23 protein-coding genes are annotated in these 23,216 nt (G+C 65.4%); 7 read left to right on the top strand and 16 right to left on the bottom strand.

Annotated elements, in window-relative coordinates; all coding sequences use genetic code 11:
* Nucleotides 1–121 precede the first annotated feature (121 nt).
* The 5 genes from THIMADRAFT_RS15075 to THIMADRAFT_RS15060 all read right to left on the bottom strand — a co-directional run bounded on the left by THIMADRAFT_RS15075 (nucleotide 122) and on the right by THIMADRAFT_RS15060 (nucleotide 3,954).
* On the bottom strand, nucleotides 122–997 hold the full coding sequence (locus THIMADRAFT_RS15075) for an SIR2 family protein (protein ID WP_040731795.1): 876 nt from the start codon (nucleotides 995–997) through the stop codon (nucleotides 122–124).
* A 271-nt stretch (nucleotides 998–1,268) separates the two neighbouring features.
* On the bottom strand, nucleotides 1,269–3,140 hold the full coding sequence (locus tag THIMADRAFT_RS15070; RefSeq protein WP_007193927.1) for a DEAD/DEAH box helicase: 1,872 nt from the start codon (nucleotides 3,138–3,140) through the stop codon (nucleotides 1,269–1,271).
* Between the two features lie 102 nt (nucleotides 3,141–3,242).
* Nucleotides 3,243–3,467, bottom strand: a complete 225-nt coding sequence (locus tag THIMADRAFT_RS28600; protein WP_007193926.1) for a type II toxin-antitoxin system VapC family toxin — start codon at nucleotides 3,465–3,467, stop codon at nucleotides 3,243–3,245.
* Between the two features lie 111 nt (nucleotides 3,468–3,578).
* Nucleotides 3,579–3,707, bottom strand: a complete 129-nt coding sequence (locus tag THIMADRAFT_RS28250) for a type II toxin-antitoxin system VapC family toxin (RefSeq protein WP_139052851.1) — start codon at nucleotides 3,705–3,707, stop codon at nucleotides 3,579–3,581.
* The gene (locus THIMADRAFT_RS15060; RefSeq protein WP_007193925.1) at nucleotides 3,691–3,954 is read right to left on the bottom strand and encodes a FitA-like ribbon-helix-helix domain-containing protein; all 264 of its coding nucleotides are present in this window, start codon (nucleotides 3,952–3,954) and stop codon (nucleotides 3,691–3,693) included. Before THIMADRAFT_RS15060 ends, THIMADRAFT_RS28250 begins: the two co-directional genes overlap by 17 nt.
* A gap of 384 nt (nucleotides 3,955–4,338) precedes the next feature.
* Between THIMADRAFT_RS15060 and THIMADRAFT_RS15055 the strand changes: the two genes are divergently transcribed.
* Complete coding sequence (locus tag THIMADRAFT_RS15055) at nucleotides 4,339–5,673, top strand: ABC1 kinase family protein (protein ID WP_007193923.1); 1,335 nt, start codon at nucleotides 4,339–4,341, stop codon at nucleotides 5,671–5,673.
* Nucleotides 5,674–5,787: 114 nt separating this feature from the next.
* Here THIMADRAFT_RS15055 and THIMADRAFT_RS15050 read toward each other — a convergent pair whose 3' ends face one another.
* The gene (locus THIMADRAFT_RS15050; protein ID WP_007193922.1) at nucleotides 5,788–7,215 is read right to left on the bottom strand and encodes an NAD(P)H-binding protein; all 1,428 of its coding nucleotides are present in this window, start codon (nucleotides 7,213–7,215) and stop codon (nucleotides 5,788–5,790) included.
* Nucleotides 7,216–7,515: 300 nt separating this feature from the next.
* Here THIMADRAFT_RS15050 and THIMADRAFT_RS15045 point away from each other — a divergent pair, with 300 nt between their 5' ends.
* The 4 genes from THIMADRAFT_RS15045 (at nucleotide 7,516) to THIMADRAFT_RS15030 (ending at nucleotide 11,263) form a co-directional block, all read left to right on the top strand.
* Nucleotides 7,516–9,216, top strand: coding sequence for a cation:proton antiporter domain-containing protein (locus THIMADRAFT_RS15045; RefSeq protein WP_007193921.1), 1,701 nt, complete (start codon nucleotides 7,516–7,518; stop codon nucleotides 9,214–9,216).
* 108 nt (nucleotides 9,217–9,324) lie between these two features.
* A complete protein-coding gene (locus THIMADRAFT_RS15040; protein WP_007193920.1) occupies nucleotides 9,325–9,990 on the top strand; it encodes a protein-L-isoaspartate O-methyltransferase family protein in 666 nt (221 codons plus the stop codon).
* A gap of 220 nt (nucleotides 9,991–10,210) precedes the next feature.
* Nucleotides 10,211–10,531 (top strand): rhodanese-like domain-containing protein, encoded by a 321-nt coding sequence (locus tag THIMADRAFT_RS15035; RefSeq protein WP_007193919.1) that lies wholly within the window; start codon nucleotides 10,211–10,213, stop codon nucleotides 10,529–10,531.
* Between the two features lie 144 nt (nucleotides 10,532–10,675).
* A complete protein-coding gene (locus THIMADRAFT_RS15030; protein ID WP_007193918.1) occupies nucleotides 10,676–11,263 on the top strand; it encodes an isochorismatase family protein in 588 nt (195 codons plus the stop codon).
* A 151-nt stretch (nucleotides 11,264–11,414) separates the two neighbouring features.
* Here the strand turns inward: THIMADRAFT_RS15030 and waaA are convergent, their stop codons facing one another.
* Both waaA and hldE read right to left on the bottom strand, forming a co-directional pair.
* Nucleotides 11,415–12,689, bottom strand: coding sequence for a lipid IV(A) 3-deoxy-D-manno-octulosonic acid transferase (gene waaA / locus THIMADRAFT_RS15025; RefSeq protein WP_007193917.1), 1,275 nt, complete (start codon nucleotides 12,687–12,689; stop codon nucleotides 11,415–11,417).
* 54 nt (nucleotides 12,690–12,743) lie between these two features.
* Nucleotides 12,744–14,186 carry a bifunctional D-glycero-beta-D-manno-heptose-7-phosphate kinase/D-glycero-beta-D-manno-heptose 1-phosphate adenylyltransferase HldE gene (hldE, locus tag THIMADRAFT_RS15020; RefSeq protein ID WP_007193916.1) on the bottom strand — a complete coding sequence of 481 codons (1,443 nt, stop codon included), beginning with the start codon at nucleotides 14,184–14,186 and terminating at the stop codon, nucleotides 12,744–12,746.
* Between the two features lie 184 nt (nucleotides 14,187–14,370).
* On the opposite strand from hldE, the gene THIMADRAFT_RS15015 reads away from it, so the two are divergent.
* Nucleotides 14,371–14,982, top strand: a complete 612-nt coding sequence (locus tag THIMADRAFT_RS15015; RefSeq protein WP_007193915.1) for a hypothetical protein — start codon at nucleotides 14,371–14,373, stop codon at nucleotides 14,980–14,982.
* A 28-nt stretch (nucleotides 14,983–15,010) separates the two neighbouring features.
* Here THIMADRAFT_RS15015 and THIMADRAFT_RS15010 read toward each other — a convergent pair whose 3' ends face one another.
* The 5 genes from THIMADRAFT_RS15010 to THIMADRAFT_RS14990 all read right to left on the bottom strand — a co-directional run bounded on the left by THIMADRAFT_RS15010 (nucleotide 15,011) and on the right by THIMADRAFT_RS14990 (nucleotide 19,116).
* Nucleotides 15,011–16,309, bottom strand: coding sequence for a dihydroorotase (locus tag THIMADRAFT_RS15010; protein ID WP_040731706.1), 1,299 nt, complete (start codon nucleotides 16,307–16,309; stop codon nucleotides 15,011–15,013).
* A complete protein-coding gene (locus THIMADRAFT_RS15005) occupies nucleotides 16,302–17,309 on the bottom strand; it encodes an aspartate carbamoyltransferase catalytic subunit (RefSeq protein WP_007193913.1) in 1,008 nt (335 codons plus the stop codon). The genes THIMADRAFT_RS15010 and THIMADRAFT_RS15005 overlap by 8 nt, the downstream gene beginning before the upstream one ends.
* A complete protein-coding gene (gene pyrR, locus THIMADRAFT_RS15000) occupies nucleotides 17,306–17,905 on the bottom strand; it encodes a bifunctional pyr operon transcriptional regulator/uracil phosphoribosyltransferase PyrR (protein ID WP_007193912.1) in 600 nt (199 codons plus the stop codon). The genes THIMADRAFT_RS15005 and pyrR overlap by 4 nt, the downstream gene beginning before the upstream one ends.
* A gap of 164 nt (nucleotides 17,906–18,069) precedes the next feature.
* On the bottom strand, nucleotides 18,070–18,504 hold the full coding sequence (gene ruvX / locus THIMADRAFT_RS14995) for a Holliday junction resolvase RuvX (protein ID WP_007193911.1): 435 nt from the start codon (nucleotides 18,502–18,504) through the stop codon (nucleotides 18,070–18,072).
* A gap of 48 nt (nucleotides 18,505–18,552) precedes the next feature.
* Nucleotides 18,553–19,116 (bottom strand): YqgE/AlgH family protein, encoded by a 564-nt coding sequence (locus THIMADRAFT_RS14990; RefSeq protein WP_007193910.1) that lies wholly within the window; start codon nucleotides 19,114–19,116, stop codon nucleotides 18,553–18,555.
* A 206-nt stretch (nucleotides 19,117–19,322) separates the two neighbouring features.
* On the opposite strand from THIMADRAFT_RS14990, the gene THIMADRAFT_RS14985 reads away from it, so the two are divergent.
* Nucleotides 19,323–19,739 carry a hypothetical protein gene (locus THIMADRAFT_RS14985; RefSeq protein ID WP_007193909.1) on the top strand — a complete coding sequence of 139 codons (417 nt, stop codon included), beginning with the start codon at nucleotides 19,323–19,325 and terminating at the stop codon, nucleotides 19,737–19,739.
* A 54-nt stretch (nucleotides 19,740–19,793) separates the two neighbouring features.
* On the opposite strand, the gene THIMADRAFT_RS24835 is transcribed toward THIMADRAFT_RS14985, so the two are convergent.
* From THIMADRAFT_RS24835 to gshB, 3 genes are all read right to left on the bottom strand, one after another.
* Nucleotides 19,794–20,930 (bottom strand): energy transducer TonB, encoded by a 1,137-nt coding sequence (locus THIMADRAFT_RS24835; RefSeq protein ID WP_007193908.1) that lies wholly within the window; start codon nucleotides 20,928–20,930, stop codon nucleotides 19,794–19,796.
* Nucleotides 20,931–21,072: 142 nt separating this feature from the next.
* Entirely contained in the window at nucleotides 21,073–22,170 is a 1,098-nt protein-coding gene (locus tag THIMADRAFT_RS14975) for an FAD:protein FMN transferase (protein WP_007193907.1), read from the bottom strand.
* A gap of 76 nt (nucleotides 22,171–22,246) precedes the next feature.
* Nucleotides 22,247–23,203, bottom strand: coding sequence for a glutathione synthase (gene gshB, locus THIMADRAFT_RS14970; protein WP_007193906.1), 957 nt, complete (start codon nucleotides 23,201–23,203; stop codon nucleotides 22,247–22,249).
* Nucleotides 23,204–23,216: the final 13 nt, after the last annotated feature.

Genomic DNA, 23,216 nt, shown 5'->3' with positions numbered 1-23,216 from the left:
CCGCGTCTTTCCCTCATTCCCGTTTTTCCCATCCTGAACCGCGTCACCGCCGACGTCGGTTGACCCGGACCCTCTCGATCCAGCCCGAAGACGGCGCGTGGTTCGTCAGACGCGGTTCGGTTCAGCAACCGATCTCGTGCGTGGCCGGAATCAACTCCCCGACCGCATCGCAGAGCCCGCCCGCGGCAAGGAGATCCGGAATATCCGCCTCGATCACCTCTACCCCCTTGCTCTCGCAAAACCGCCGCTCCTTGTCCGTCGGATCCGGGATCAGCGCCCAACCGGCCGGTGTTCCAGCCCCGTAGATCAAATCCGACATCACCATGCGCTCGGTGTCGCGCAGCAGGCGCAGCCCCAGAAAGAGGTACTGCCGTTCCTGCCGATAGGTCTTGAGAAACGCAGGGATCCCGAATCCGCCCATCAGCTCGGTCAGGTAGTCGACGAAATCCGCATCCGAGGCGATGTAGGTCGCGTCCGGCCGCGGGCTGCCCATCGGCTTGAAGAGCACGGGAAGCCGCTGGTCGACCTCTTCGAGCTCGACCTGTCGGTAGTGTGCCCCGTCGTAGTGGTCGAGCCGAAAGCGATAGTCGGTGCCGGCGATGCGCGCGATACCGCGCACCAGGGTGTGCGGGACGCCCGCGTAGGAGTCCTGCAGCTGGGTATCGCGATTGACATCGATGACGTAGCGCGGATGCAGCGCCTTCAGCCAGTCGTGCAGAGGCGCGCGCGTCCAGGTGCGCTGGCCGTAGGTGGTGTCCAGAAAGCGATTGACTGCGCTGCGACCGCGCTTGAGCTCCACATCCATGGCCGCACGTGGAAATTCCCACATGAGGCGTGGTGACATAGGCTTGCCGCCGTTCATGGCGAGGATGAGGCTGTCGCTGTCGGCCGGTATGGGCTCGCCGCTGGCGGTGTCCACCACGCCGGCGAGCGCGCCGGGACCGAGATAGGGAATCAGATCGCCACGCGTGAGCGCGGCTGCGAGTCGTTGAAGCATCTTGGGGGACCTATTGCGACCGAGGAAGAACATTGAGTGGCTCAGCAAGAATAACGCCACCAATCAAATCCCACGATCACGGGCCGAAGGGGGCGGTGCGGCACCCCGAATGTCCCCGATCCTCCGCCCCCGTGTTCCCTTCCCGACAATCCAATCCCTTTCGCCTTTGACCTTTTCCCTTTAATCTCTGAACCCGCGTCGACTCAAAGTCCGAGTCGATACTCGAATGTCCGCACCGGACTCAAGCCTCGAGCCCGGCCCGGGACGCGGTTCAGCTGGGGTCCGTTCGTTTGCGCCGACGCTCCTGATGGAATCCGGCCTCCCGAGGCTTACGCTCGTAGGTCGGTTGATCGGGGCGAGCGCCGCCGGCGTTTTCCGCGCCGCCGCGCCGCGTGCCGCCCGCCGCCGGGTCCGCAAGCGAGATCCGCAACGCCTGGCCGCGGACGTAGACGCGCTTCAGATGATTGAAGATCTCGCGGGGCATGCCTTCCGGCAGATCGACCAGCGAGTGATCGTCTCGGATGTCGATCCGGCCGATATAGCGGCCTTCCAGTCCGGACTCGTTGGCGATGGCGCCGACGATTTCACGCGGGGTGGCGCCGTGTTGGTGGCCGACCTCGATCCGATAGCTGGTGAGGCCCTCGGATCCTCGCCCCTGGGCACGCGGGCGGTCGCGACTGTCTTCGCGGGCCCCTTCGCGCCGGGGCGCCGTGCCGCGCTCGCCGTCGCGGGGGGCGCGAGGACGTCTTTCGTCGCGACCTTCGCTCCGCGGACTGCGCTCCGGGCGCTCGGGCCGCGTCGCCGCCGGGCGCGGCAGATCGGCTTGGACATCGAGCGGACGCTCGCGCTGGGTCAGATAGGCCAGCGCCGCGGCGATGTCCATCATCTCCAGCTCTTGCTCGGTGGCGAGCCGCGCCACCAAGCGGTAGAAGAAGTCCAGATCCTGCTCGGTGAGGGTCTTGCGCAGCTCCGCCGTGAAGCGGTCGATCCGCGACTCGCTCAACTGCGAGGCCGAGGGCGGCTCCATCGCCGGAACGCTGCGTCGGATGGTGCGCTCGATCGCACGCAGCAGTCCGCGCTCGCGCGGCTCCACCAGCAGGATCGCGCGACCGGCGCGACCGGCGCGTCCGGTCCGCCCGATCCGGTGAACATAGGCCGAGGGGTCGGTCGGGATGTCGTAGTTCACGACATGGCTGAGCCGTTCCACATCCAGTCCGCGCGCGGCCACGTCGGTCGCAACCAAGATGTCCAGATGTCCCTGCTTGAGGCGCTCGACGGTACGCTCGCGCATCTCCTGGCTCATGTCGCCGTTCAGCGGCTCGGCGGCGAAACCGTGTGCCTTCAGCTTGTCGGCGAGCTCCACGGTTGCATGCTTGGTGCGCACGAAGACGAGCATGCCGTCGAAGGGCTCGAGCTCCAGGATGCGGGTCAGCACATCGAGCTTGTGGAACCGGGTGACGACGCAGTGGTGCTGGTCGATGGTGTCGACCGTCTCGGAGTCCGCCTTGACGCGGATCTCGACCGGATCCGACAGCCGCGTCTGGGCGACCCGGCGGATCCCCGCGGGCATGGTGGCGGAGAAGAGCGCGACCTGGCGTCCGGGCGGGGTCTGCTCGAAGATCCAGTCGATATCCTCCGCGAAGCCCATGTTGAGCATCTCGTCGGCCTCGTCCAGGACGAGCGTTTTGAGCACGTCGAGTGCGAGCGTGCCGCGCTTGAGATGGTCCATGACGCGCCCGGGCGTGCCGACGACGACCTGCGGGTTGCGGCGCAGTTGGCTGAGCTGTAGGCCGTAACCCTGTCCGCCGTAGATAGGCAGCACGAGAAAGCCCTTCAGATGCTGGGCATAGCCTTGGAATGCCTCGGCGACCTGCAGCGCAAGCTCGCGTGTCGGGGTCAGAACCAGGATCTGAGGGCCGCGCTGCGTCGGATCGACGCGGCTGAGCAAGGGCAGGGCAAAGGCCGCCGTCTTGCCGGTGCCGGTCTGGGCCTGACCGAGCAGGTCACGTCCGGCGAGCAGATGCGGGATGCATTGGCTTTGAACAGGCGTCGGGGTCTCGTAACCGAGGTCCTCGACCGCTTTTGCAACGGCGGGGGCTAGGCCGAGCTGGCCGAAGCCGAGACTCGTGTCGGGGGTGTCCATCGTGGGGCCTCGAAAGAATGGCGCGTCCGGCGGGAAGTCCGGCGGACCATCCTGGGGGATTCGCAAAGTAACAGGGTATTATCTGCGCGGCTTGCAGCTGGATCAAGTTTGATTCGCGGCTCGGTGTCCTGCGGACTGCACGTCTGTCTGCGCGAAATCATCGCATTGATACAGAAGCGGGGCCGGCGCGCGGATCGCCAGGGCGTAGGAAAAGCAGTCGCCGTAATTGAGTCCTGCGGGGTGTCGACCCTTACCGAATCGGCGGTACGCGTCGGCTGCCGCATCGGCCACCGCTTCATCCAGCGGGATCGTACGGATTCGCTGCATGCGCAGAAATTGCTTGGCGCGCTCGACCCCGGGATCGCCGAGGCGCGTTTAGATCACCAAGAGAAGCTCGGTGCGATTGGGTGCACAGAGTCCGGGGCGGGTTGCTGAGCTCTACCGGTACAGGAACTCTTCGGTTTCCGGCTCGCCGAGCAGGATCGCAGTGAGCGCGCTGGTATCGACTGCAAGGTCGATCGCCACGTGAAGCGCCGGGTCGGGCACAGGATCAGGCGAAATGACCATCGGGATTGTAGCCGAGGATCTCCTCGTCCGTGCGCCGGTCGAGCACGGGCAGCGGCCAGACCTCGCGTCTCAACCACTCCAGGGTCTCTTCGGGCGATGCTCGCCCCGGAAAGGCGTTGTGGCCTTCCAGTTCGGCTTGAAGGGAGAGAATGGCTTCCTGCGTCATGGAGCGGCGGTGGATCGCCGCGGAATCCTTTAGTTGTCGGTAGATCTCGTCGGGGACGTTGCGCAGGACCAGCGTGTGCATCGGCGCTCTCGCTGAACAGGAGTGCAAGCAAAATGCTAGCAACGGCGGTCGGCATGCGCAACGGTCCCAGCCAAGTGGTTCCGGCTACGCAAAACCGCGTCGAGAGCGAGATGCGCACTTTCGAGTGACTTCGAGGTTTGATGTATTCACGGCTTTAGAGAGGATGCGTGGTTTAAAATAGTCGATTTTTTAATATCTTAAACCGCGCTGACTCCGGCGGTCGTCAAGTCTTCCGGGGCCGGTCCCATCCAAAAACAGTGCAGACCGCGATGGGCGCGGTTTAATGCGATTCCGCATCGTTGCAGTGCGGATAACCCGATACCATGTCCAATCTTTGGTCTGGACAGGATCCGGACGTCACCGATTCTCTTACGAGGAAACCCAATGTCCAGCACACCGACCCGACCCGGCATGGCCGTCCCGAGCACGCGTCTGAGTCGCCTTTGGCACCTGGGGCGTGCCACCGGGGATCTCGCCGCCGGGATCGGCGTGAAGGGTCTGATGGAGCTTGCCCGGACGCGTCGCAGCGCCGAGCCCTCGCGGATCCGGCTTTCGCCCGAGCACACCCGCCGGTTCACCGACCGGCTCGCGCGCATGCGCGGCGCCGTCATGAAGATGGGGCAGCTCATGTCCATGGATGGCTCGGACATCTTCACGCCCGAGGCAGCAGAGATCATGAGCGCCTTGCGCGAGCGCGCCGAGCCCATGCCGATGAGCCAGCTCGTCGGTGTCTTGGAGCGCGAATACGGGCCGGGCTGGAACGCGAGGTTCAAGCGGTTCGAGTTCACGCCCGTAGCCTCCGCCTCGATCGGGCAGGTGCACCGGGCCGAGACGCGCGACGGGCGTCGGCTTGCGCTCAAGATCCAGTTTCCGGGTGTTCGCGAGAGCATCGACAGCGACATCGACAACCTTGCCTTTTTGGCGCGCACCCTCGGGATGGCTCCGGCGGGCGTGGATCTGACGCCTTATCTGGAAGGCGCACGCCGGCAGCTCCACCGGGAGGCCGACTATGGCGCGGAGGCGGATTCGCTCGAGGCGTACGGGGCAGGAGTCGGCGCAGATCCGGACTTTTTCGTCCCGCGCGTGCATCGCGACCTCTCCACGACACGCGTCTTGGCGATGGATTTCGCCGAGGGTGTCCCGGTCGACCGCTTGGCCGACAGCGACTTCAGCTGCGAAGAGCGCGACCACGCCGCGACGGCATTGACGCGTCTGTCCATGCGCGAGCTCTTCGAGTTCGGTCTCGTCCAGTCGGACCCGAACTTCGGCAATTATCTCTATGATGCGGCGGCTCGGCGGATCGTCCTGCTCGATTTCGGCGCGGCGCTCCCCGTCTCGTCCGATCTGATCGAACGTTACCGGCGTCTCGCCCGTGCCGCGCTCGCCGACGATCGCGGCGCGATGCGCGCCGCCTCGATCGATCTCGGGTATGTCGGCGCGAACGACCCGAGCGAGCAGGTGAACGCGCTCATCGACCTCTTGCGCATGTCCAGCGAGCCACTGCGCAGCCCCGGCCACTACGACTTCGGTGTCTCGGACCTCTTCGAGCGTGTCTATGCGCGCGGTCGCGAGATGTTTTACTCGGGCGCCTTCAGCACCGTACCTGCGCCCGAGACCATGTTCCTGCACCGCAAGTTAATGGGTGCATTCATGTTGTGCCGGCGTCTGCGCGCACGGGTGGATCTCGGGGGGATGCTGACGCCGTATCTGCCGGGGTAGCCTTCGGCCTTCGGCCACCAGCCACCAGCCACCAGCCACCAGCCCCCGGCTTCGGTTTCGAGCCTAAAGGCAGGAGGCAGGCGGCAGGCGGCAGGCGGCTAAGAGGCAGGAGCCTCACCGCGCCAACCGTGCGAGCCGCCGCTGATAACGCCGCATGACCAGGAGATGTGCGACCGCCTGAGTCCAGAGATAGACGTACCAGGGCAGGGCGGGTGCGAAGTCGTGGATCGCCGCCATGGTGTAGCGATCATCCAGAAGGGTCTGAAACTCGAAGCGGGCGCGCCCGGGCCCGTCCGCTCGACTCAGAAGACCGCCGACGATGGCGTAGACCTGGCGTTGCGGGCCGCTCTCCTCGGCTTGCCATTGGAGCGTCAACAGGTGCAGGCGCGGGAAACGCGTGTAGACGCTGCATCGACCCGTTTCGTCGATGTGCGTGCAGACCATGGGCCAACAGCAGGCGCCGAGCCAGCGAAAATAGTTGCCGGCGACCCAGGCTGCATCCTGACCGGGGGGCAGAATCACCCGCTGGATGGAACGCACCAGCCGCGCACGCCGCATCAGCTCGCGGCTCTGACCCTCGATGGGCTGACGCGGGCTCGGCAGCAGGTGTCGGCCGGTCCGGTCGAGCGCGGCGCGCAGCGCCTCGCTGAAAGGGATCGCTGACGGGTCGATTGCGCGCTGCACCGGATTGTCGCGAATCACCGTGTCTTGGGGCAGACTCTCCAGCGCCGGACCGACCACGGCCGAAGGCGCACCGCTGAAAAACCGCGCGGTCGCCGAGGCCAGCCAGAGCGGCATCCAAGGCAGGGTCAGGATGCGTCTGCGAAGCCCGAGCACCTCGGCGGTTTGACGCAGCATCTCTTCGTAGCTCAAGCACTCAGGACCGCCGATGTCGTATGCGCCCCGACAGGTCTCGGGTTGTCCCAAGCAGTGGCGTACCGCCCGTACAAGATCGTCAAGCGCGATGGGCCGCGTCATCGAGCGGGCGCTCGGCGGCAGCAAGAGCAGCGGCAGGCGCCGGACCAGATCGACCAGCAGCCGCGGGGCCGAGCCGCCGGGGCCGACGACCAGTCCGGCACGCAGCGCCGTGACCGGTGTCCCGCGCGAGGCCAGCACCAGCTCGACCTCGCGCCGGCTCCACAAGAGCGGCGAGATCCGGAAGCTGTCCGGGATCAGGCCGCCGACGACGATGATCTGCTTGACCCCGTTGGCAGCCGCGGCCTGCGCGAAGTTGTCGGCCAGTATGAGGTCCATATCGCGCGGATTGGCCTGCGTCAGGCGCGACGATGGCGCCAGCGAATGCACCAGATAGATGGCGTAATCGCAGTCCGCGAGTCCTGCGGCGAGATCGGGCGCACAGAAGAGATCGCAATGGCGCCAGGAGATGCGCCGATCCGGGTCGGGCGTCTGTGCCCGGGCGGGCGATCGGGTGAGTGCGCGAACCGAAAAGGCGTCCGTCAGTGCGCGACAGACCGCGGTGCCGATAAAGCCGCTTGCGCCGGCGACGGCGACCCTCGGTCGCCCGGATTGAGTGGATGGCATGGCGTCCTGTCTCTCGAGAGATGTCCCGACCTAAACCGCGTCCAGAGCGAGATGCGCACTTTCGAGTGAGCTTGACGTTTGGTGCATCCGCGGCCCTTAGCGGAAACGCGGTTTAGAATAATAAATTCTTTAATATCTTAAACCGCATTGGCTCCAGCGGTCGTCAAAAATACCGGGGCCGATCCCGTCCGAAAACATCGCATACCACACGAGGCGCGGTTTTAAGGCAATAGGATATACCGCGTCGGGCGAATGTCCGGCTTCGCATGCAACCCCTTTGGAATTTGGTAGAGTCGCGGCATGGAGCTCAACAGCTTTGTCCTTTCGGCGATCGCGCTGCTCACCGTGGCGGCGCTCGCGGTCGCCTTGTTCAAGCATCTGGGGCTGGGTTCGATCCTGGGGCTGCTGGTGGCGGGGATCGTGGTCGGGCCGCATTCGCCCGGCCCGTCGGTGACGGCGCAAGTCGAGGATGTGCGCAACTTCACCGAGCTGGGCGTGGTCATGCTGCTCTTTTTGATCGGCCTGGAGATGAAGCCCCGGCGGCTCTGGTCGCTCCGTCGCGAGGTCTTCGGGATGGGCTCGGCCCAGATCCTGATCTCCGGCCTTCTGGTGGCGGGCTACATCTCGCTCTACGAGTATTCGTGGCGGGCGTCGCTCTTGATGGGGCTGACCCTGGCGCTCTCCTCGACGGCCTTGGTGATGCAAACCCTTCATGAGCGCGCCGACATCGCGACCCGCCACGGGACAGCCGCCTTTGCCGTTCTCTTGATGCAGGACTTGGCGGTGGTACCGCTGCTTGCGATCGTGCCGATCCTCTCCGATGTCGGCACCTTGTCCTCGGATGTCCCCTTCTGGCAGCAGATCCTCGTCGTCGCCGGTATGGTGGGATTGGTCGTCGGCTTCGGGCGTTACCTGGTCCCGATCGCGCTGAGATATTTGCTGCGCCAGCACAACCGCGAGGCATTTACCCTCGTCGCCCTGCTGGCGGTCTTTCTGGCGGCAGGTGCAATGCACGAGGCCGGCCTGTCGATGGCGCTCGGCGGCTTCATGATGGGCATGCTGCTCTCGACCTCGCGCTTCAGCTTCCAGATCCAGGCCCAGATCGAGCCCTTCAAGGGGTTGCTGATGAGCCTCTTTTTTGTTGCCGTCGGGATGTCGATCGACCTCGAGGCGATCGCGGCTCAGCCGCTGTTGCTCGCTCAGCATGTCGGCGTGATCCTCGCCATCAAGCTGGTCGTGCTCTTGTTGATCGGCGTGGCGTTCGGCCTGCCGCGCGGCACGGCGACACGGGTTGCCTTCATGCTGGCCCAGAGCGGGGAGTTCGGCTTTGTCCTCTTCGGCTCGGCCAAGGTGCTCGGTGTCATCGACGACGCGACCTTCGTCATCGCGGTGAGCGTGATCTCGGTCAGTATGTTGCTGACGCCCTTGCTGGTGCGGATCGGCGATGTTGCGGCGCGGCGACTCGAGCACCGAACGTCGGCCCCGCCGACCTTCGAGTATCCGGACACCGGGGATGGTCCGACGAAACGGGTTGTCATTGCGGGTTACGGGCGGGTCGGTCATACGGTCGCGACCCTCCTGGAGGCCAACGACATCCCCTTCATTGCCTTCGACACCAACCCGGCCCACGTCGAGCGCGGCGAGCAGGACGGTCGCGCGGTCTATTTCGGCGATATCGGCGACGTGGAGCTCCTGGAGGCCGCGCAAGTGGACAAGGCGGCCCTGGTGATCCTGACCATCGATCACGGGCCGACCGCCTTGCGGGCGGTTTCGCATATCCGCACCGCCTACCCGAAGGTGCCGGTGATCGCCCGCGCACGGGACCTGGAGGCCTGCGGCAGTCTTATTCGCGCCGGGGCGACGCTGGCCTACCCCGAGGCGATCGAGAGCAGCCTGCGCCTGGGGGCGGAAGCGCTGCAGATGCTCGGCATCTCCACCGGCGAGGTCGACTCCCTGCTCCAGGGCGTGCGCAGCGAGGGCTATGCGCAGGTGGTCGAGTAAACCCGCGGGTGTCACTCACCGCTTACCACCATCCCAAGTTGCCCGATCCGCCCAAACTCAGTAGGCTTTCCGGCCGCCCAGAACAAGAAGACGAGGACTCGACATCCGATGGAAATCACCGCCGAACGTGCGCGTTTCAACATGATCCAACAGCAGATTCGCCCGTGGGACGTCTTGGACGACCGGGTTCTCGAGGCGATGGCTGAGATTCGGCGCGAGGCGTTCGTGCCCGACGCCTACCAGGGCCTGGCCTACGCCGATATCGAGATCCCGATCGGCGCGGACTCCTGCATGCTGGCGCCGAAGGTCGTGGGGCGCATGCTCCAGGCACTGGACGTGAAGCCCGGCGAGCGGGTCCTGCAGATCGGCGCGGGGACCGGTTACATCAGCGCCTGTCTCGACCGCCTGGGCGGGCGCGTGATCGCGGTGGAGATCGATACCGACCTGGCCGACGAGGCGCGGGTGCGCTTGGCCGAACTGGGGCTCGGGTCGATCGAGATCCGCCCGGGTGATGCGCTGAGCGAGCCTGTCGACGGTGGACCTTTCGATGTCATCGCCGTGACCGGATCGATGCCCACCGAGGCTGCTGTGCCGCTGCTTCAGGGTCAATTGGCCCCGGGCGGACGTCTGTTCTGCATCCTCGGGGTGGAGCCGGTGATGGAGGCCGCGCTCGTGACCCGTGTCGGCGAGCGTGATTTTCGCCGAGAGGGGCTGTTCGAGACCTCGACGCTTGCTTTGAAGAATGCCGCCGAGGCGAACGAGTTCGAGTTCTGAACCGCGCTGAACCGCGTCCGGTGTGTGATGCGGGGCTTGCGTAAGGGCTCGATGTCTTTTGAATCAACAGGCGCTGCAGTGGACGCGGTTCAGGAGACCGGAACGATAAGGATCAACCATTGTGGTGCGTTTGCCGGGGGCTTGCTGCTTTCGTCGAGGTTTGGTCGGTCGACCTCGGAAACGCATGCACGTCGGGCGTGGCTGAATGCGAGGGCTGGTGATGCGTCGAATGGGTCCTGGAGAGGTTGCGCAGTTGTTGGCGGCGGACGGCGAGCCGCCGGTCTTGCTCGATGTCCGAGAGCCGTGGGAGTTTGAGATCTGTCGGATCGAGGGATCCGTCTCCATCCCGATGGGGCAGATCCCGGGGGCATTGGCACGGCTGGATCCGAGTCGCGAGATCGTCGTGATCTGTCATCACGGCATTCGCAGTTTTCAGGTCGCGCGCTTCCTGGAGCAGCAGGGTTTTACGCGCACGGTCAATCTCGACGGCGGTGTTGCAGCCTGGGCGCGTGATCTGGATCCCGCGATGCCGGTCTACTGATCTCGCGCGGGTCTCGACCCGATTGCGGCTGCATGCGATGCCGCTTTTTCCTTGATTCCCGTCGGGAAACTGACGCACACTGCCCTGAGCCACGGCTGATTTCGGCCAGCGGCGATCCAAATAACAATGTTGCGAGGACACGCCATGAGTACCCATCAAGCGCAAATGCCGCTTTGTCAGAGGGCCTTTTCCCAGCTCCTGATCATCGATGCCCAGGAACGTCTGGCGCATGCCATGCCTGCCGACGAGCTGGATTTGGTCGTCGGGAACATCAATCGGCTGGTGTCGGCCGCGAAGATCCTCGGGATCCCGGTCATCGCGACACAGCACAATTCCAAAGGGCTCGGTCCGGTCCTGGCGAGCATTCGCGAGAATATGCCCGAAGGCGCGGAGCCGACCGAGAAGACCGCCTTTTCCTGCTGCACCGCGCCCGGTTTCGAGCGCAACATCTCGGCCCATCCTGACCGGCGTCAGTTGATCGTCGTCGGGATGGAGGCGCACATCTGCATCGTCCAGACCGTCTCCGGGCTCCAGCGTTGGGGGTATCAGGTGTTTGTTCCGGCCGATGCCATCATCTCGCGCAGGGCCGCGTTCAAACAGAACGTGCTGGATCGCATGCGGCACGCCGGGACTCAAGTCGTCTGCACCGAGTCGGTCGGCTTCGAGTGGGTCGGTGACTCCACCGATACCCAGTTCCGCGAGGTTTGGTCGATGTTCAAGGCAGCGGATTGATGCACCGGGGCGGTCGATCACGGATCATTCCCGCGGCCCGATCATCGCTCGCCCTCGGTTGATCGACATTAAACCGCGCCCTGCGCGGTCTGTGATGTTATTGGATGGGATCGGCCTCGGCAGGCTCGACGATTGTCGGAGCCGGCGCGGTTTAGTCTCGCGTCTTCGGCAAGCGGGCTTCGATCAACGTCACGAGCCGATCGAGTGCCCCGCGATTCGACTCGACGACGCGACGGCCGTTCTCGCCGATGCGTGCACGCTCGGTGGCGTCGCTCAGCCAGGAGATCATGAGTCGTGCCAGTGCTTGGGCGTCGGCGATCTCGATCGCGCCCTCTTCCGCGCACAGCAGCTCCGTAATGGCCGCAAAATTGAAGTGGTGCGGGCCGATCGCGACGGGGACGCCAGCTGCAGCCGCCTCCAGGAGGTTGTGACCGCCGGTCGGCACCAGGCTGCCGCCCATGAAGGCCGCGTCGGCCGCGGCGAGGAAGATCGGAAGCTCCCCCATGGTGTCGCCGAGAAAGACCGACGTGCTCCGGGTGCAGGGCTCCTGTCGGCTGCGGCGTGCGAGCGTCAAACCCTGTCGTGTCACCAGCTCGGCAACGCGTTCGAACCGCTCGGGATGGCGCGGCACCAGCACCAGCAAGGCATCGGGCACGACCGTTCGAATCTGTTGGTGGGCCGTGAGGATAGGCCCGTCTTCCCCCTCATGGGTACTGGCCGCGACCCAGACCGAACGCTGCCCCCCCCAAGCGCGCCGCATGGCTTCGGCCCGATCGACCAGGCTCGCCGGTTGCCGGAGATCGAACTTGATGCTGCCGGTGACCTGGACCCGATCTGGATCCGCCCCTAATGAGACGAAACGCTCGGCGTCCGCCTTCGCTTGGGCGGCGATGAGGTCGAAGCCTCTCAGCGCCTCGCGGGTGAGGCGCGCGAACCGTCGATAGCCTCCTGCGGAGCGTTCCGAGAGCCGGGCGTTCGCCAGGATCACCGGGATGCCGCGCGTTGCGCAGGCCGCCAGGGTGTTGGGCCAGATCTCGGTCTCCATGACGATCAACAGCGCCGGGGTTGTTCGGTCCAGGAAGCGGTCGAGGATTCCGGGAAGATCGTAAGGGGTGTAGCGGTGCGCCACGCCGCCGCCGAAGCGCTCGCGCAGCCGCTCGGCGCCTGTCGGTGTGGTGGTCGTCACTAGCACGGACAGGGCTGGGTCGCGATCGATCATGCGCCGGATCAAAGGCTCGGCAGCCTGAACCTCGCCGACCGAGACGGCATGGATCCAGATCTGCGTTGCAGGAGCTGCGGGGCCGAGCGCAAGTCGCTCCGGCACCCGTCGCCGATAGGCGGGGGACTTGAGGCTGCGCCAATAGAGGCGAAGAAGCGCGAGCGGCAGCAGCAGGCGCAGCAGGAGCGTATAGAGGCGTCGGGTCATCTGCGAGGGGTTGTCTCGGTATGCGGCGGTACGGGTCGGCGAGTCTGCACGGGCTCAGTTCTGCGGCGTATCCGCTCGAATCGCGCCGAGAATCCGCGTGGTGGAGCGCCCGGGCAGCAGGTCGAGGAGGCGCACATCGCCTCCGTTGGCGCGGACGCAGTCCGCCCCGGCGATCTCCTCCAGTCGGTAATCTCCGCCCTTGACCAGCAGGTCCGGTTTGACCCGGCAGATGAGTGCCTCGGGCGTGTCCTCGCAGAAGGCGCAGACCCAGTCGACCGAGGCGAGACCGGCGAGCACGGCCATGCGTTGCTCGATACCGTTGATCGGTCGCTCCGGGCCCTTCAGTCGGCTCACCGAGGCATCGTCGTTGACCGCGACGACCAATCGATCGCCGAGCCGTTTGGCCTGTTGAAGATAGGCGACGTGGCCCTCGTGGAGGATGTCGAAGCAGCCGTTGGTCATCACGATCCGCTCGCCGGCAGCGCGTGCGGCCTCGATCGCGTCGAGCAGCGCCTCTTGGTCCAGCACCGTATGCCATTCGCTGCCCTGATAGGCGCGCTCCAGCTCGCGTGCGCCGACCGTCGCGGTGCCCAATTTACCGACCGCGATACCCGCCGCGCAGTTGGCCAGGGCGCAGGCCTCGTCGAGCGCGACACCCGCGCCCAGCGCGGCGGCCAAGGTCGCGATCACGGTATCGCCGGCTCCGGTCACGTCGAAGACCTCGTGGGCCCGTGTCGGCAGGTGCAGTGCCTCGCTGTCGGGTCGCAGCAGCAGCATGCCACGCTCGCCGAGCGTGACCAGCATGGCCCGCAGGTCGAGCTCGGCACGCAGCCGCTGGCCACGCTCGATCAGCGCGACATCGTCGGCACAGACACCGACGATCGCTTCCAGCTCGGACCGGTTCGGGGTCAGAAGCGTGGCGCCGCGGTAGCGCGTGAAATCGAGTCCCTTGGGGTCTACGAGTACCGGTTTACCGGACGCCAGTGCGAGCCTGATGATCGGCTGCGGGTCGGCGAGCGTCCCTTTGGCGTAGTCCGACAGCAGCAGGAGGTCGCAGGCATCGAGCGCCCCGGAGACCAGCGCCGGCAGCGGGTCGTCGCCGAGGGGCGTCAGGGACGCCTCGAAATCCAACCGGATCAGCTGTTGATGTTGGCTCAAGACCCGCAGCTTGGTGATGGTGGGCACATCCGCGCGTCGGTGCAGGCGGGTGCTGATGCGGTGCGTGTCGAGTCGTGCGGCCAGCACATCGGCCGCGTCGTCGTTGCCCGTCACGCCCGTCAAGGTGACATGACAGCCCAACGCGGCCAGGTTCAGCGCTACGTTCGCCGCGCCGCCCGGGCGGTCTTCCACCCGCGCGACGTGCACCACCGGGACCGGGGCCTCGGGCGAGATCCGACGGGTTGCACCGCTCCAATAGCGGTCGAGCATCAGGTCGCCGGCCACCAGGATACGGGTGCGGGAAAAATCCGGGAAAGGATGAGTCGAGATCGGGGGCAAGACGGGCTCCAGGCGAGAGGATGCGACGAGTCTAGCCGGAAGGCACCGAGTTTTCGAGGCGAGAAGCGAGTAGGCGGCGAGTTCTTTCCCTCGACAATCAAACTACTCACCACTCACTCCTCACTCCCCCTTTTGGGTTTATGCTTTCACGAGGACAACCGGACTGCGTCGGAGGGTCATCGTCATGGGACAAGCTGCACTCAAGCAAGAGGTGGACACGCTTCGGGAGTACATGAAAGAGCTGAGCTACCAGGCGATGCGCACCGAGATGTCGCTGGCCCGTTTGTCCGAGGAGATGCGCGAGTTCAAGGACGAGATGCTTGCGTTCAAGGAAGAGAGCCAGCGCGAGCGTCGGAGCATGAACAAGCAATGGGGCGATCTCGCCAATCGCCTCGGCACGCTGGTCGAGGACATCGTGGCGCCCAATCTTCCGCGGGTCGCGGCAGAACTCTTCTCCTGTCCCGTGGCGGATCTGTTCGGGGTGCGCGTCGTGCGCCGCTTCGGCGGGGAGACCCGCGAGTACGATGCGCTTCTGGTCTGCCCCGAGGTGGTCTTGGTCAACGAGACCAAGTCACGTCTGACAGATGGGCATGTCGAGGGCATTCTTGAACGGCTCGCCGAGATCCCGCGAGTCTTCCCGGAGTATGCCGATCGTCGTCCTGTCGGCATCCTGGCGAGCCTCTATCCGGATGCGAGTGTCGTTCGTCGTGCCACGCGCCGGGGCGTGTTGGTGATGGGTATGGGCGAGGAGACCATGCAGGTCTTGAACCCGGAGGCACTCCGGGCCGGCGCTTGATGGCGCTTAGGAACGCGCCCTGACCTGATCAGCAATCCTTCACCCGCTTGAAAACGATGCGTCCATCCAGCACCGTGGCCATGACGCGCCCGTGCATCGGCGTGTGGAGAAAGGGACTGTTCTCGCCGTGGCTCAGAAGTGTGTCGGGCGTCGGTATCCAGCAGTCATTCGGATCGAAGAGACAGACATCGGCCGTCGCCCCGGACGAGAGGTGTCCGAGGTCGAGACCCAAGATCTCCGCGGGACCGACGGTGAGTCGGGCGACGACGCCCGCCAGGTCGAGCACGCCTTCGCTGACCAAACGCAGCGCGAGCGGCAGCAGGGTCTCGAGCCCCGAGATGCCGGGTGCCGTCTCCGGGAAGGGGAGCAGTTTGGCATCGGCATCGTGCGGCTGGTGATCCGAGCAGATGGCGCCGATCTCGCCGGCCGCGAGCGCATGGCGCAGGGCATCGCGGTCCGCTCGGGTGCGCAGCGGCGGCACCAGGTGACAGTTGGCGTCGAAGCCGTCCAGGTCGTCTTCGGTCAGGAAGAGTTGGTGGACCGCGACGTCGCCGCTCGCCTTCACGCCGCGGCCGCGGGCGGCTGCCAGCATAACGGTCGCCCGTGCGGTCGATAGACCGCGGAAATGGATGCGCGCGCCGGTCTGGCCGGCCAACGCGAGGTCGCGGGCGACGGCGACCGTCTCGGCGGCCTCCGGGATGCCGGGCAGGCCCAATCGGGCGCTCACGCGGCCTTCATGCGCGCACCCGCCGCTGGTTAGGTCCGGGTCTTGCGGATGCAGGAAGAGTGTTAATCCGAAGGTGGCGGCGTACTCCATCGCACGGCGTTGCACCTGGGCGCTGCGGATCGGCCGATCGGCCTGGCTCAGTACCGGGCAGCCGGCGAGCTTGAGCGCTGCCATCTCGGTGATCTGTTTGCCGTCGAGGTCTCGGGTCATGGCACCGGCCGGGACGACGCGCGCGAAGCCCTGTCGCTGTGCGGTCTGCTGAATCAGCTGTGCGACGGCCGGGGTATCGATGACGGGCGAGGTGTCGGGCGGGCAACACAGCGTCGTGATCCCCGATGCCGCCGCCGCCCGAGTCTCGCTCGCGATCGTCGCTTTCTGCTCCAGACCGGGCTCGCGCAGCCGGGCGCTGAGGTCGACGAAGCCCGGGCAGACGATCAGTCCTCGCGCATCGAGGACGCGCTCCGGTTGAAATCCGGGTGGCGCCTCGCCGATCGCGAGTACCCGCCCGTCGGCAAGATGCAGGTCGACCTCTCGGTCGAGCCGATTGGCCGGGTCGATCAGGCGCCCGCCCCGGATGCTGATTCGCTCGACCTCAGCCATTGGCCTCACCATCCGTTTTCCCGTCCGCCTGCAAGGCAATGTTCTGGGTGCCGATGCACATGGACATCACCGCCATGCGGATCGCGATCCCGTTGGTGACCTGCTCGAGGATGACGGAGCGGGGTCCGTCGGCGACCTGCGATTCGATCTCGACCCCGCGATTGATGGGGCCTGGATGCATGACGATGGCCTCGGGATGGGCCACGCCGAGGCGCTCTTCGGTCAGACCGTACAACTGGAAGTACTCGTGCTCGCTCGGCAGGAGTGCGTTGGTCATGCGCTCGCGTTGCAGGCGCAGCATGATGACGACGTCGACATCCCGGATCCCCTCGAGCAGGTCGTGAAAAACCCGCACGCCGAGGGCCTCCTCGGCGAAGGCCGGAATCAGGGTGCGCGGGCCGATGACCCGCACCTCGGCCGCACCCAGCGTATTGAGTGCCAGGATCTGCGAGCGTGCCACACGCGAGTGCAGGATATCGCCGACGATGGCCACCCGGAGGTCCGCGAACCCCCCTTTATGACGGCGGATGGTGAACATGTCCAACATGCCCTGGGTGGGATGGGAATAGCGCCCGTCCCCGGCATTGATGACGCTCACGTGCGGTGCCGCATGCGCGGCGATGAAATGTGCCGCACCGCTCGAAGCGTGGCGCACCACGAACATATCGACCTGCATCGCCTCGAGGTTGCGCAAGGTATCGAGCAAGGTCTCGCCCTTGGCGGTCGCGGAGGTGGAGATGTTGAGGTTGAGCACATCCGCGGAGAGCCGCTTGGCGGCCAGCTCGAAGGTGGTGCGGGTGCGGGTGCTGGTCTCGAAGAAGAGGTTCGCGATGACCTTGCCGCGGCACAGCGGGACCTTCTTGACGGCCTGTTGCGTGACCCCGAGAAAGCCTTCGGCGCGGTCCAGGATTTCGACCAAGAGCCCTCGGCTCAGCCCTTCGATCGTCAGAAAGTGTTTGAGGTTGCCTTTGCCGTCGAGCTGCTGATGGCCTGTCTTCATCGACGGGCCTCGCCCTTGGCGCTCTTGTCGGGCGAGCCGACCGACGCCTTGTCGGTCTTGGCCGCCGATTTCTTTGCGCTTTGCCCGCGCAGCAGAACGAGCGGGTGCGGTCCGCTGAGCTTGATCTGCTCGCCCGGCTCCAGCTTGGCATGCAAGCCGACGACGTTCGGCTCGATCGGCAGCTCGCGCCCGTCACGCTCGGAGAGGGTGACCAGGATCACCGAGGCCGGTCGTCCGTAGTCGAACAGGACATTCAGTGCGGCACGGATGGTACGACCGCTCTGCAGGACATCGTCCACCAGGATCAGATGGCGGTCGTCGATCCCGACCGGCAGATACGATGGGCGCACCTGCGGATGCATCCCGATGCGGGTGAAGTCGTCGCGGTAGAAGGAGATGTCCAGGTGACCGAGCGGCTCGGTCAGCTCCAGCACCTCGTGCAGCCGATCCGCAACCCAGACCCCGCCGGTATGGATGCCGATCATCAGCGGGGACTCGATTGCACGCTCTGCGACGAGGGAGCGCAGCTCGTCGGCCATCCGGCCAATGATGCCGTCGATCTCGGCGCTGTCTTTCCAGATATCGGAATTGATCACTGACGAATGCTCGGAGTTGGGTGCTTGATGGTCGGGATGCTCAAGTGGTCAGTGGCCGGTTGGGCAGAGTGACGTTTCAGCGTGCTGTAGGGGTCTCGTTGCCTTCTACCCATCGTGTTTCGGTCGGTTACGAATCGTTCCAAGCCGCTTACGAGTCAACGCGCTCACCGCTCGTCGCTTGACGCAGCGCCATGCTCGCACAGCCAGGTTTCCAGAATCAGGGCGGCGGCAACCGCATCGACAGCGTCCCGGTCGGCGGAGCGTCCGCCCGGCGTCTCCGCGAGCTGCCGCCGCGCCTCGATCGAGGTCAGGCGCTCGTCGATGAGATGAACCGCGAGGCGGAAGCGTCCTTCGAGCTGACGCGCGAACCGATGGATCTGCGCAGACCAATCGACCTCCTTGTCATCCATGGTGAAGGGCAGTCCCAAGACGAATGCCTCGGGCTGCCACTCCCGCACCAATGCGGCGATACCGATCCAATCCGGTTTGTCGTTGCGGCTGCGCAGCGTGACCAAGGGTGTGGCCGAGCGGGTGATGGTCTGACCGACGGCGATACCGATCTTGCGCGGACCGAAGTCGAAACCCAGTAGGGTGGTCATGCGATTCTCGAACGAGATCGATCCGATGAGTGCCCGTGAAGACACGGCTTAGGCGTGTCCGGCCTCGCCGCTGAGCAGGTTGAGGTCGACCCCCAGCAGCTGGGCCGCTGCGAGCCAGCGCGCACTCGGGTCCATCCGAAAGATGATCTCTTGACTGGCCGGACCGCTCAGCCAGGCATTTGCACTCATTTCTTGCTCCAACTGGCCGCTGCCCCAGCCGGCGTAGCCCAGCGCGACCAGGGTCTGATCCGGACCCTCGCCGGAGGCGATGGCCTCGAGCACGTCGCGCGAGGTGGTGACGCTGATATCCGACGTGATGCTCAACGTCGAGTCGAAGGTCGGGCCGGCGGTGTGCAGCACGAAGCCCCGGTCGGTCTGGACCGGTCCACCCTGATAGACCGGGATCTGCGTCGCGCTCGGGCGCAGTGCGACGATCTCGAGCTGCTCCAACAGCTCGCCGAGCCTCACATCGAGCGGACGGTTGATCACGATGCCCATGGCGCCCTGATCCGTGTGCTCGCAGACATAGGTCACCGTTCGCGAGAAATTCGGATCCTGAAGACCCGGCATCGCGATCAGGAAGTGGTTGGTGAGCGAGGTGCTGAAGGACATGGTGTTAGTATCCCGGTCGGGGAGATCTCAAGCAAGCCCGAGCATGGGCTTAAGGCTACTGGATGTCTCGGTGAGGGTTGTGCAACAATTCGTGTTTAGGGGCTCGAGGGTCCGCGAGCCACAGGGGATGTCGGCGTTCTCCTGTTGGCTTCAATGCATCTGCGATGCGGCCGGTGCGGGAGCCAAGCCTCGGGGAGGTTCGACTGATGGCCTTAGCCAAAGAAGATATCGCGTTCATCAAGGAGCATCTCGGCGAGTGGCTTGCCGAGGTGTCGCTCGGCAAGCCGCCCGCTGTTTACGAGATCGAGCTGCGCGAGCGAATGGTGCGGGTCGAGGAGGAGCTCAAGCATCAGCGCGAGCTGATGCGCCAAGGGTTCGAGCAGGTCGAAAGACGTTTCGAGCAGGTCGACAAGCGTTTCGAGCAGGTCGACAAACGTTTCGAGCAGGTGGACAAGCGCTTCGAGCAGGTCGACAAACGCTTCGAGCAGGTGGACAAGCGCTTCGAGCAATTCGACCGTCGATTCGACGAGCTGATCAAACGCAACGATCGCCATTTTCTGTGGTTGATTGGCTTTATCACCACCATCGCCGCGTTGATCATCGCCGCAGGCAAGCTGCTCTGACATCGAGGGGCGGCGTTTTATCGCAGTGTCTGATCCCCGCCTCGACTGTCCTGCTTATTGCTCCCAACCCAACCCTCCGCCGCGCAAAAACTGCCAGGTCCGCACGATATCGAGCACGTCCGTTTCCGCGGCGATGTCGGGCGGGAAGGGCGCGTAAGGGGCCGCCAGCTCCACGATCCGCACGGCCGCCTCGTCGAGCAGGTCGTAGCCGGACGAGCGCACGACCCGAATCTGCTCCACGCTTCCGTCGGAGCGCACGGCGACATGCAGGATCAGGCTGCCGAACATGCGTTGATCCCGGGCCGCTTGCGGATAATTGAGGTTGCCGATGCGCTCGACCTTGCGTGCCCAGGCGCCGAGATAGCTGGCGTAGCGAAACTCCCGCGTACTCGCGCTCACCGACTTGCGCCGGACCCGGCTCGCATAGGCGGCGGTCTTGGCCTGGAGGTTGGCGGTGAGCCGATTGATTTCCTCGCCGCGGCTGGCGAGGATCGCGGCTGCGTCGACCGGTGCTTCCCGAGCGGACATGTCCCGAGCGGCCATCGGGTCGGGAGGCGGGAGCGGCTCGGGTTCGGCATCGGGTACGGGTTCGGGCGGAGGCTCCAATCGTGCGACAGTCGCGAGGTCCCGAGGAGACGGCTCGACTGACTCTGTCGAGGCCGGCGACATGGCCTCGGCATCGACCGGCTCGCGAGACGGTTCGACTGTGCCTGCGTCAAGTGGACTCGGGGATGACTCCGCTAAGGTCGCCTCTCGATCGGCCGATGTGTCGGTCTCGGGCGCTGCACCTGCACTCGCCTCGGCAGGCGACTCCTCGAGGGCTTCCGTCCGGGTATCGAGGATGGGCATCGGAGGCTCTGGCGCCTCGATGTCGTCCGAGATGGTCGCGATCTCGTCGTCGTAGACGGCGTTGCCGCTCGAGGATGCGCCCGACCGATCGATTCGAGAGGGGGCCGCGTCCGGGGCTGCCGCACCCCGGCCGGCGTCGCGCAGGATCAGGATCTCCAACGCCGACTCCGCAATGCCGCTCGCCTCGGGTCGGGGTGGCCCGAATGAGACGAGGGTGATTACACCGAGATGGAGCAGCGTTGCGGCCAGTAGGGCCATCGTGAAGACGAGACCCGATGAGTCGTGACGGGGCGTCGCGACGAGCGCTCGTGGAATCTGCGGATCGGACGAGCGGATGGGCATGGATCTAAACCGCGTCCAGAGCGACATGCGTGATTTTCATGTTGACTTCGGCCTTGGGAACGTCCCGCCCTTGGTGGATGCGCGGTTTAAAGTCGGTAAGTCCTGTCGTCGAAATCAACTCTTCCGCGGGGCTGGTCGGGGATCAAGGGCCTGTCGCTTCGGGCAGCTCGTTCGACTGCTGCCTCGGCGCGATCGGTGCACTTGTGTCGACCAGCTCGATCCGGTCCGCCATCGCTTGGTTCATGTGCAGGGTGCCTTCGGCATCGACGAGAAGGACATAGGCGATGTCCATCGCGCGCGCCACCGCCTCCCAATCGCTCGGTCCCGCCACGAACATGGCCGTGGCGGCTGCCGCCGCGGTGGTCGCATCCCGATGCAGGACGGTCACCGAGCGGGTGCCGCGCGCGGGCGAGCCGGTTCGCGGATCGATGATTGCGTGATAGATCTCGCCCTTGAACACGAAGTTCCGGTCGTAGTCTGCCTTGGTGACGAGGCTCTCGTCGCCGCGCATCGGCACGATGGCAAGCACCCCCGCGCCGCTGGGTCGACGAATCGTGATCCGCCAAGGCTGGCCGCTACGATCTCCGATCACGCGGACCTCGCCGCCGGCCTGTACCAGCGCGCTCTTGATCCCCAGTTCGCGCAGGTGCTCGATGGCGAGGTCCAGCGCATGGCTCTTGGCGATGCTGTCGAAATCCAGCTTGATGGCCGGATTGTGGCCGTGCAGCTCGAGCCCCTCGATGTCGATCTGGCGCATGCTGGGTGTTGCCGCGACCAAACGCTTGATTTGTTGTTCGGGCGGCGGCGGGCGGCTGCGCACTGCGCCGGCATGGAACCCCCAGAGGTCCATCAGATAGCCGATTGCAGGATTAAAGAGTCCGCCGCTTTTCTCCTCGAAGTCCTTGCTCAGACGCACCAGCGGCATCGTGGACGGCGGGGCCACGAAGGGCTCCTCGGTTAGCAGCAGCTGATTGACCCGCCCCATCGGGCCGGGCTCCCAGGAATGCCATGCGTCCTGCAGGAAGGCGAAGTCCTGTTGGACGAGGGATGCCGCCTCTTGTGCCTGTTGCCGGTTCACGCTGACCAGGCTCAGGTCCACCTGACCTCCGAAGGCGTCGAAACGGATGGTGGTGACCGGGGTCTCCTGTCCGCAGCCGGCGAGTCCGAAGAGGGCAGCGGCGAGTGCGCACAATAGAGGCGAGCGCCGAATCCGGTCGGGGTGGGAGGGTGAATACAGCACGGACACCTCCGGGAATGGGTTGCCGGTCGCGCTCGCTCGCAAGGCCGAGCGGGTCGCGTGACCGGTGGGCAAGGTCTCAGGTGCGACGCATGACTCGGGCCTGAATCGCGTCCATCAGATCCCCCGCGATGTCGGTGCCGTATGCGGCATCGATCTCGCGGATACAGGTCGGGCTGGTCACGTTGACCTCGGTCAGATAGTCCCCGATCACGTCCAGACCGGCGAAGAGGATCTCGCGGGCGCGCAGCTGCGGGCCGACCTGTGCGGCGATCCAGCGATCCCGCTCGGTCAAGGGCCGCGCCTCGGAAGATGCTCCTGCAGCGAGGTTGCCGCGCGTCTCGCCCGGTGCCGGGATACGCGCAAGACAGTAAGGTGCCGGCTCTCCGTCGACCATCAGGATGCGCTTGTCGCCGTCGCGGATCTCGGGGATGAAGCGCTGGGCCATGCAGAAACGTCGACCGTGCAGCGTGAGGGCCTCGATGATGACGCTCAGGTTCGGGTCGTCCGTGCGCACGCGAAATACAGAGGCGCCGCCCATACCGTCGAGCGGCTTGAGGATGATGTCGCCGTGCTCACGATGGAAGTCCCGAATCGCTCCGGAGCGGCGCGTGATCAGGGTGGGCGGTGTACACTTCGGAAAGGCCGCGGTAAAGACCTTTTCGTTGGCGTCGCGCAGACTGCGCGGGTGATTGACGACCAAGCAGCCGGCCGCGTGGGCCTGCTCGAGGAGATAGGTCGTGAAGATATATTCGATGTCGAACGGCGGATCCTTGCGCATCAAGACCGCTCCCAGCGCATCGAGCGGGCGCTCGATCTCTGGCCCGAGGCGATACCAACCCGCCGGATCGTCGACGACCTCGAGCGGGCGCATCCGCGCGAGGGTGCGACCGTCGCGCAACGACAGATCCGCGACCTCCATGTACCACAAGGGCCAGCCGCGCCTCTGCGCGGCCAACAGCATGGCGAAGGTACTGTCCTTCTTGATGTTGATGGATCCGATCGGATCCATCACGACGCCGAGATCGATAGGCATGCGCGCGAGTGTA

The organism is Thiocapsa marina 5811 (genome assembly GCF_000223985.1).
Lineage (GTDB): Bacteria > Pseudomonadota > Gammaproteobacteria > Chromatiales > Chromatiaceae > Thiocapsa > Thiocapsa marina.
Note: the sequence above shows the minus strand (reverse complement) of the source record. Positions and strands in the feature narration are given on the sequence as shown.

Bases quoted from the DNA above. Each gene is read 5' to 3' on its own strand.
- THIMADRAFT_RS15045 (WP_007193921.1), top strand. From the start codon at position 7,516: ATGGAGCTCAACAGCTTTGTCCTTTCGGCGATCGCGCTGCTCACCGTG.
- THIMADRAFT_RS24835 (WP_007193908.1), bottom strand. From the start codon at position 20,930: ATGCCCATCCGCTCGTCCGATCCGCAGATTCCACGAGCGCTCGTCGCG.
- THIMADRAFT_RS15040 (WP_007193920.1), top strand. From the start codon at position 9,325: ATGGAAATCACCGCCGAACGTGCGCGTTTCAACATGATCCAACAGCAG.
- THIMADRAFT_RS15035 (WP_007193919.1), top strand. From the start codon at position 10,211: ATGCGTCGAATGGGTCCTGGAGAGGTTGCGCAGTTGTTGGCGGCGGAC.
- THIMADRAFT_RS15075 (WP_040731795.1), bottom strand. From the start codon at position 997: ATGCTTCAACGACTCGCAGCCGCGCTCACGCGTGGCGATCTGATTCCC.
- gshB (WP_007193906.1), bottom strand. From the start codon at position 23,203: ATGCCTATCGATCTCGGCGTCGTGATGGATCCGATCGGATCCATCAAC.
- THIMADRAFT_RS14990 (WP_007193910.1), bottom strand. From the start codon at position 19,116: ATGTCCTTCAGCACCTCGCTCACCAACCACTTCCTGATCGCGATGCCG.
- THIMADRAFT_RS15015 (WP_007193915.1), top strand. From the start codon at position 14,371: ATGGGACAAGCTGCACTCAAGCAAGAGGTGGACACGCTTCGGGAGTAC.
- ruvX (WP_007193911.1), bottom strand. From the start codon at position 18,504: ATGACCACCCTACTGGGTTTCGACTTCGGTCCGCGCAAGATCGGTATC.
- THIMADRAFT_RS15060 (WP_007193925.1), bottom strand. From the start codon at position 3,954: ATGCACACGCTGGTCCTGCGCAACGTCCCCGACGAGATCTACCGACAA.
- THIMADRAFT_RS15050 (WP_007193922.1), bottom strand. From the start codon at position 7,215: ATGCCATCCACTCAATCCGGGCGACCGAGGGTCGCCGTCGCCGGCGCA.
- THIMADRAFT_RS14985 (WP_007193909.1), top strand. From the start codon at position 19,323: ATGGCCTTAGCCAAAGAAGATATCGCGTTCATCAAGGAGCATCTCGGC.
- THIMADRAFT_RS15005 (WP_007193913.1), bottom strand. From the start codon at position 17,309: ATGAAGACAGGCCATCAGCAGCTCGACGGCAAAGGCAACCTCAAACAC.
- THIMADRAFT_RS28600 (WP_007193926.1), bottom strand. From the start codon at position 3,467: ATGCAGCGAATCCGTACGATCCCGCTGGATGAAGCGGTGGCCGATGCG.
- THIMADRAFT_RS15030 (WP_007193918.1), top strand. From the start codon at position 10,676: ATGAGTACCCATCAAGCGCAAATGCCGCTTTGTCAGAGGGCCTTTTCC.
- THIMADRAFT_RS15070 (WP_007193927.1), bottom strand. From the start codon at position 3,140: ATGGACACCCCCGACACGAGTCTCGGCTTCGGCCAGCTCGGCCTAGCC.
- THIMADRAFT_RS15055 (WP_007193923.1), top strand. From the start codon at position 4,339: ATGTCCAGCACACCGACCCGACCCGGCATGGCCGTCCCGAGCACGCGT.
- waaA (WP_007193917.1), bottom strand. From the start codon at position 12,689: ATGACCCGACGCCTCTATACGCTCCTGCTGCGCCTGCTGCTGCCGCTC.
- THIMADRAFT_RS15010 (WP_040731706.1), bottom strand. From the start codon at position 16,309: ATGGCTGAGGTCGAGCGAATCAGCATCCGGGGCGGGCGCCTGATCGAC.
- THIMADRAFT_RS28250 (WP_139052851.1), bottom strand. From the start codon at position 3,707: ATGGTCATTTCGCCTGATCCTGTGCCCGACCCGGCGCTTCACGTGGCG.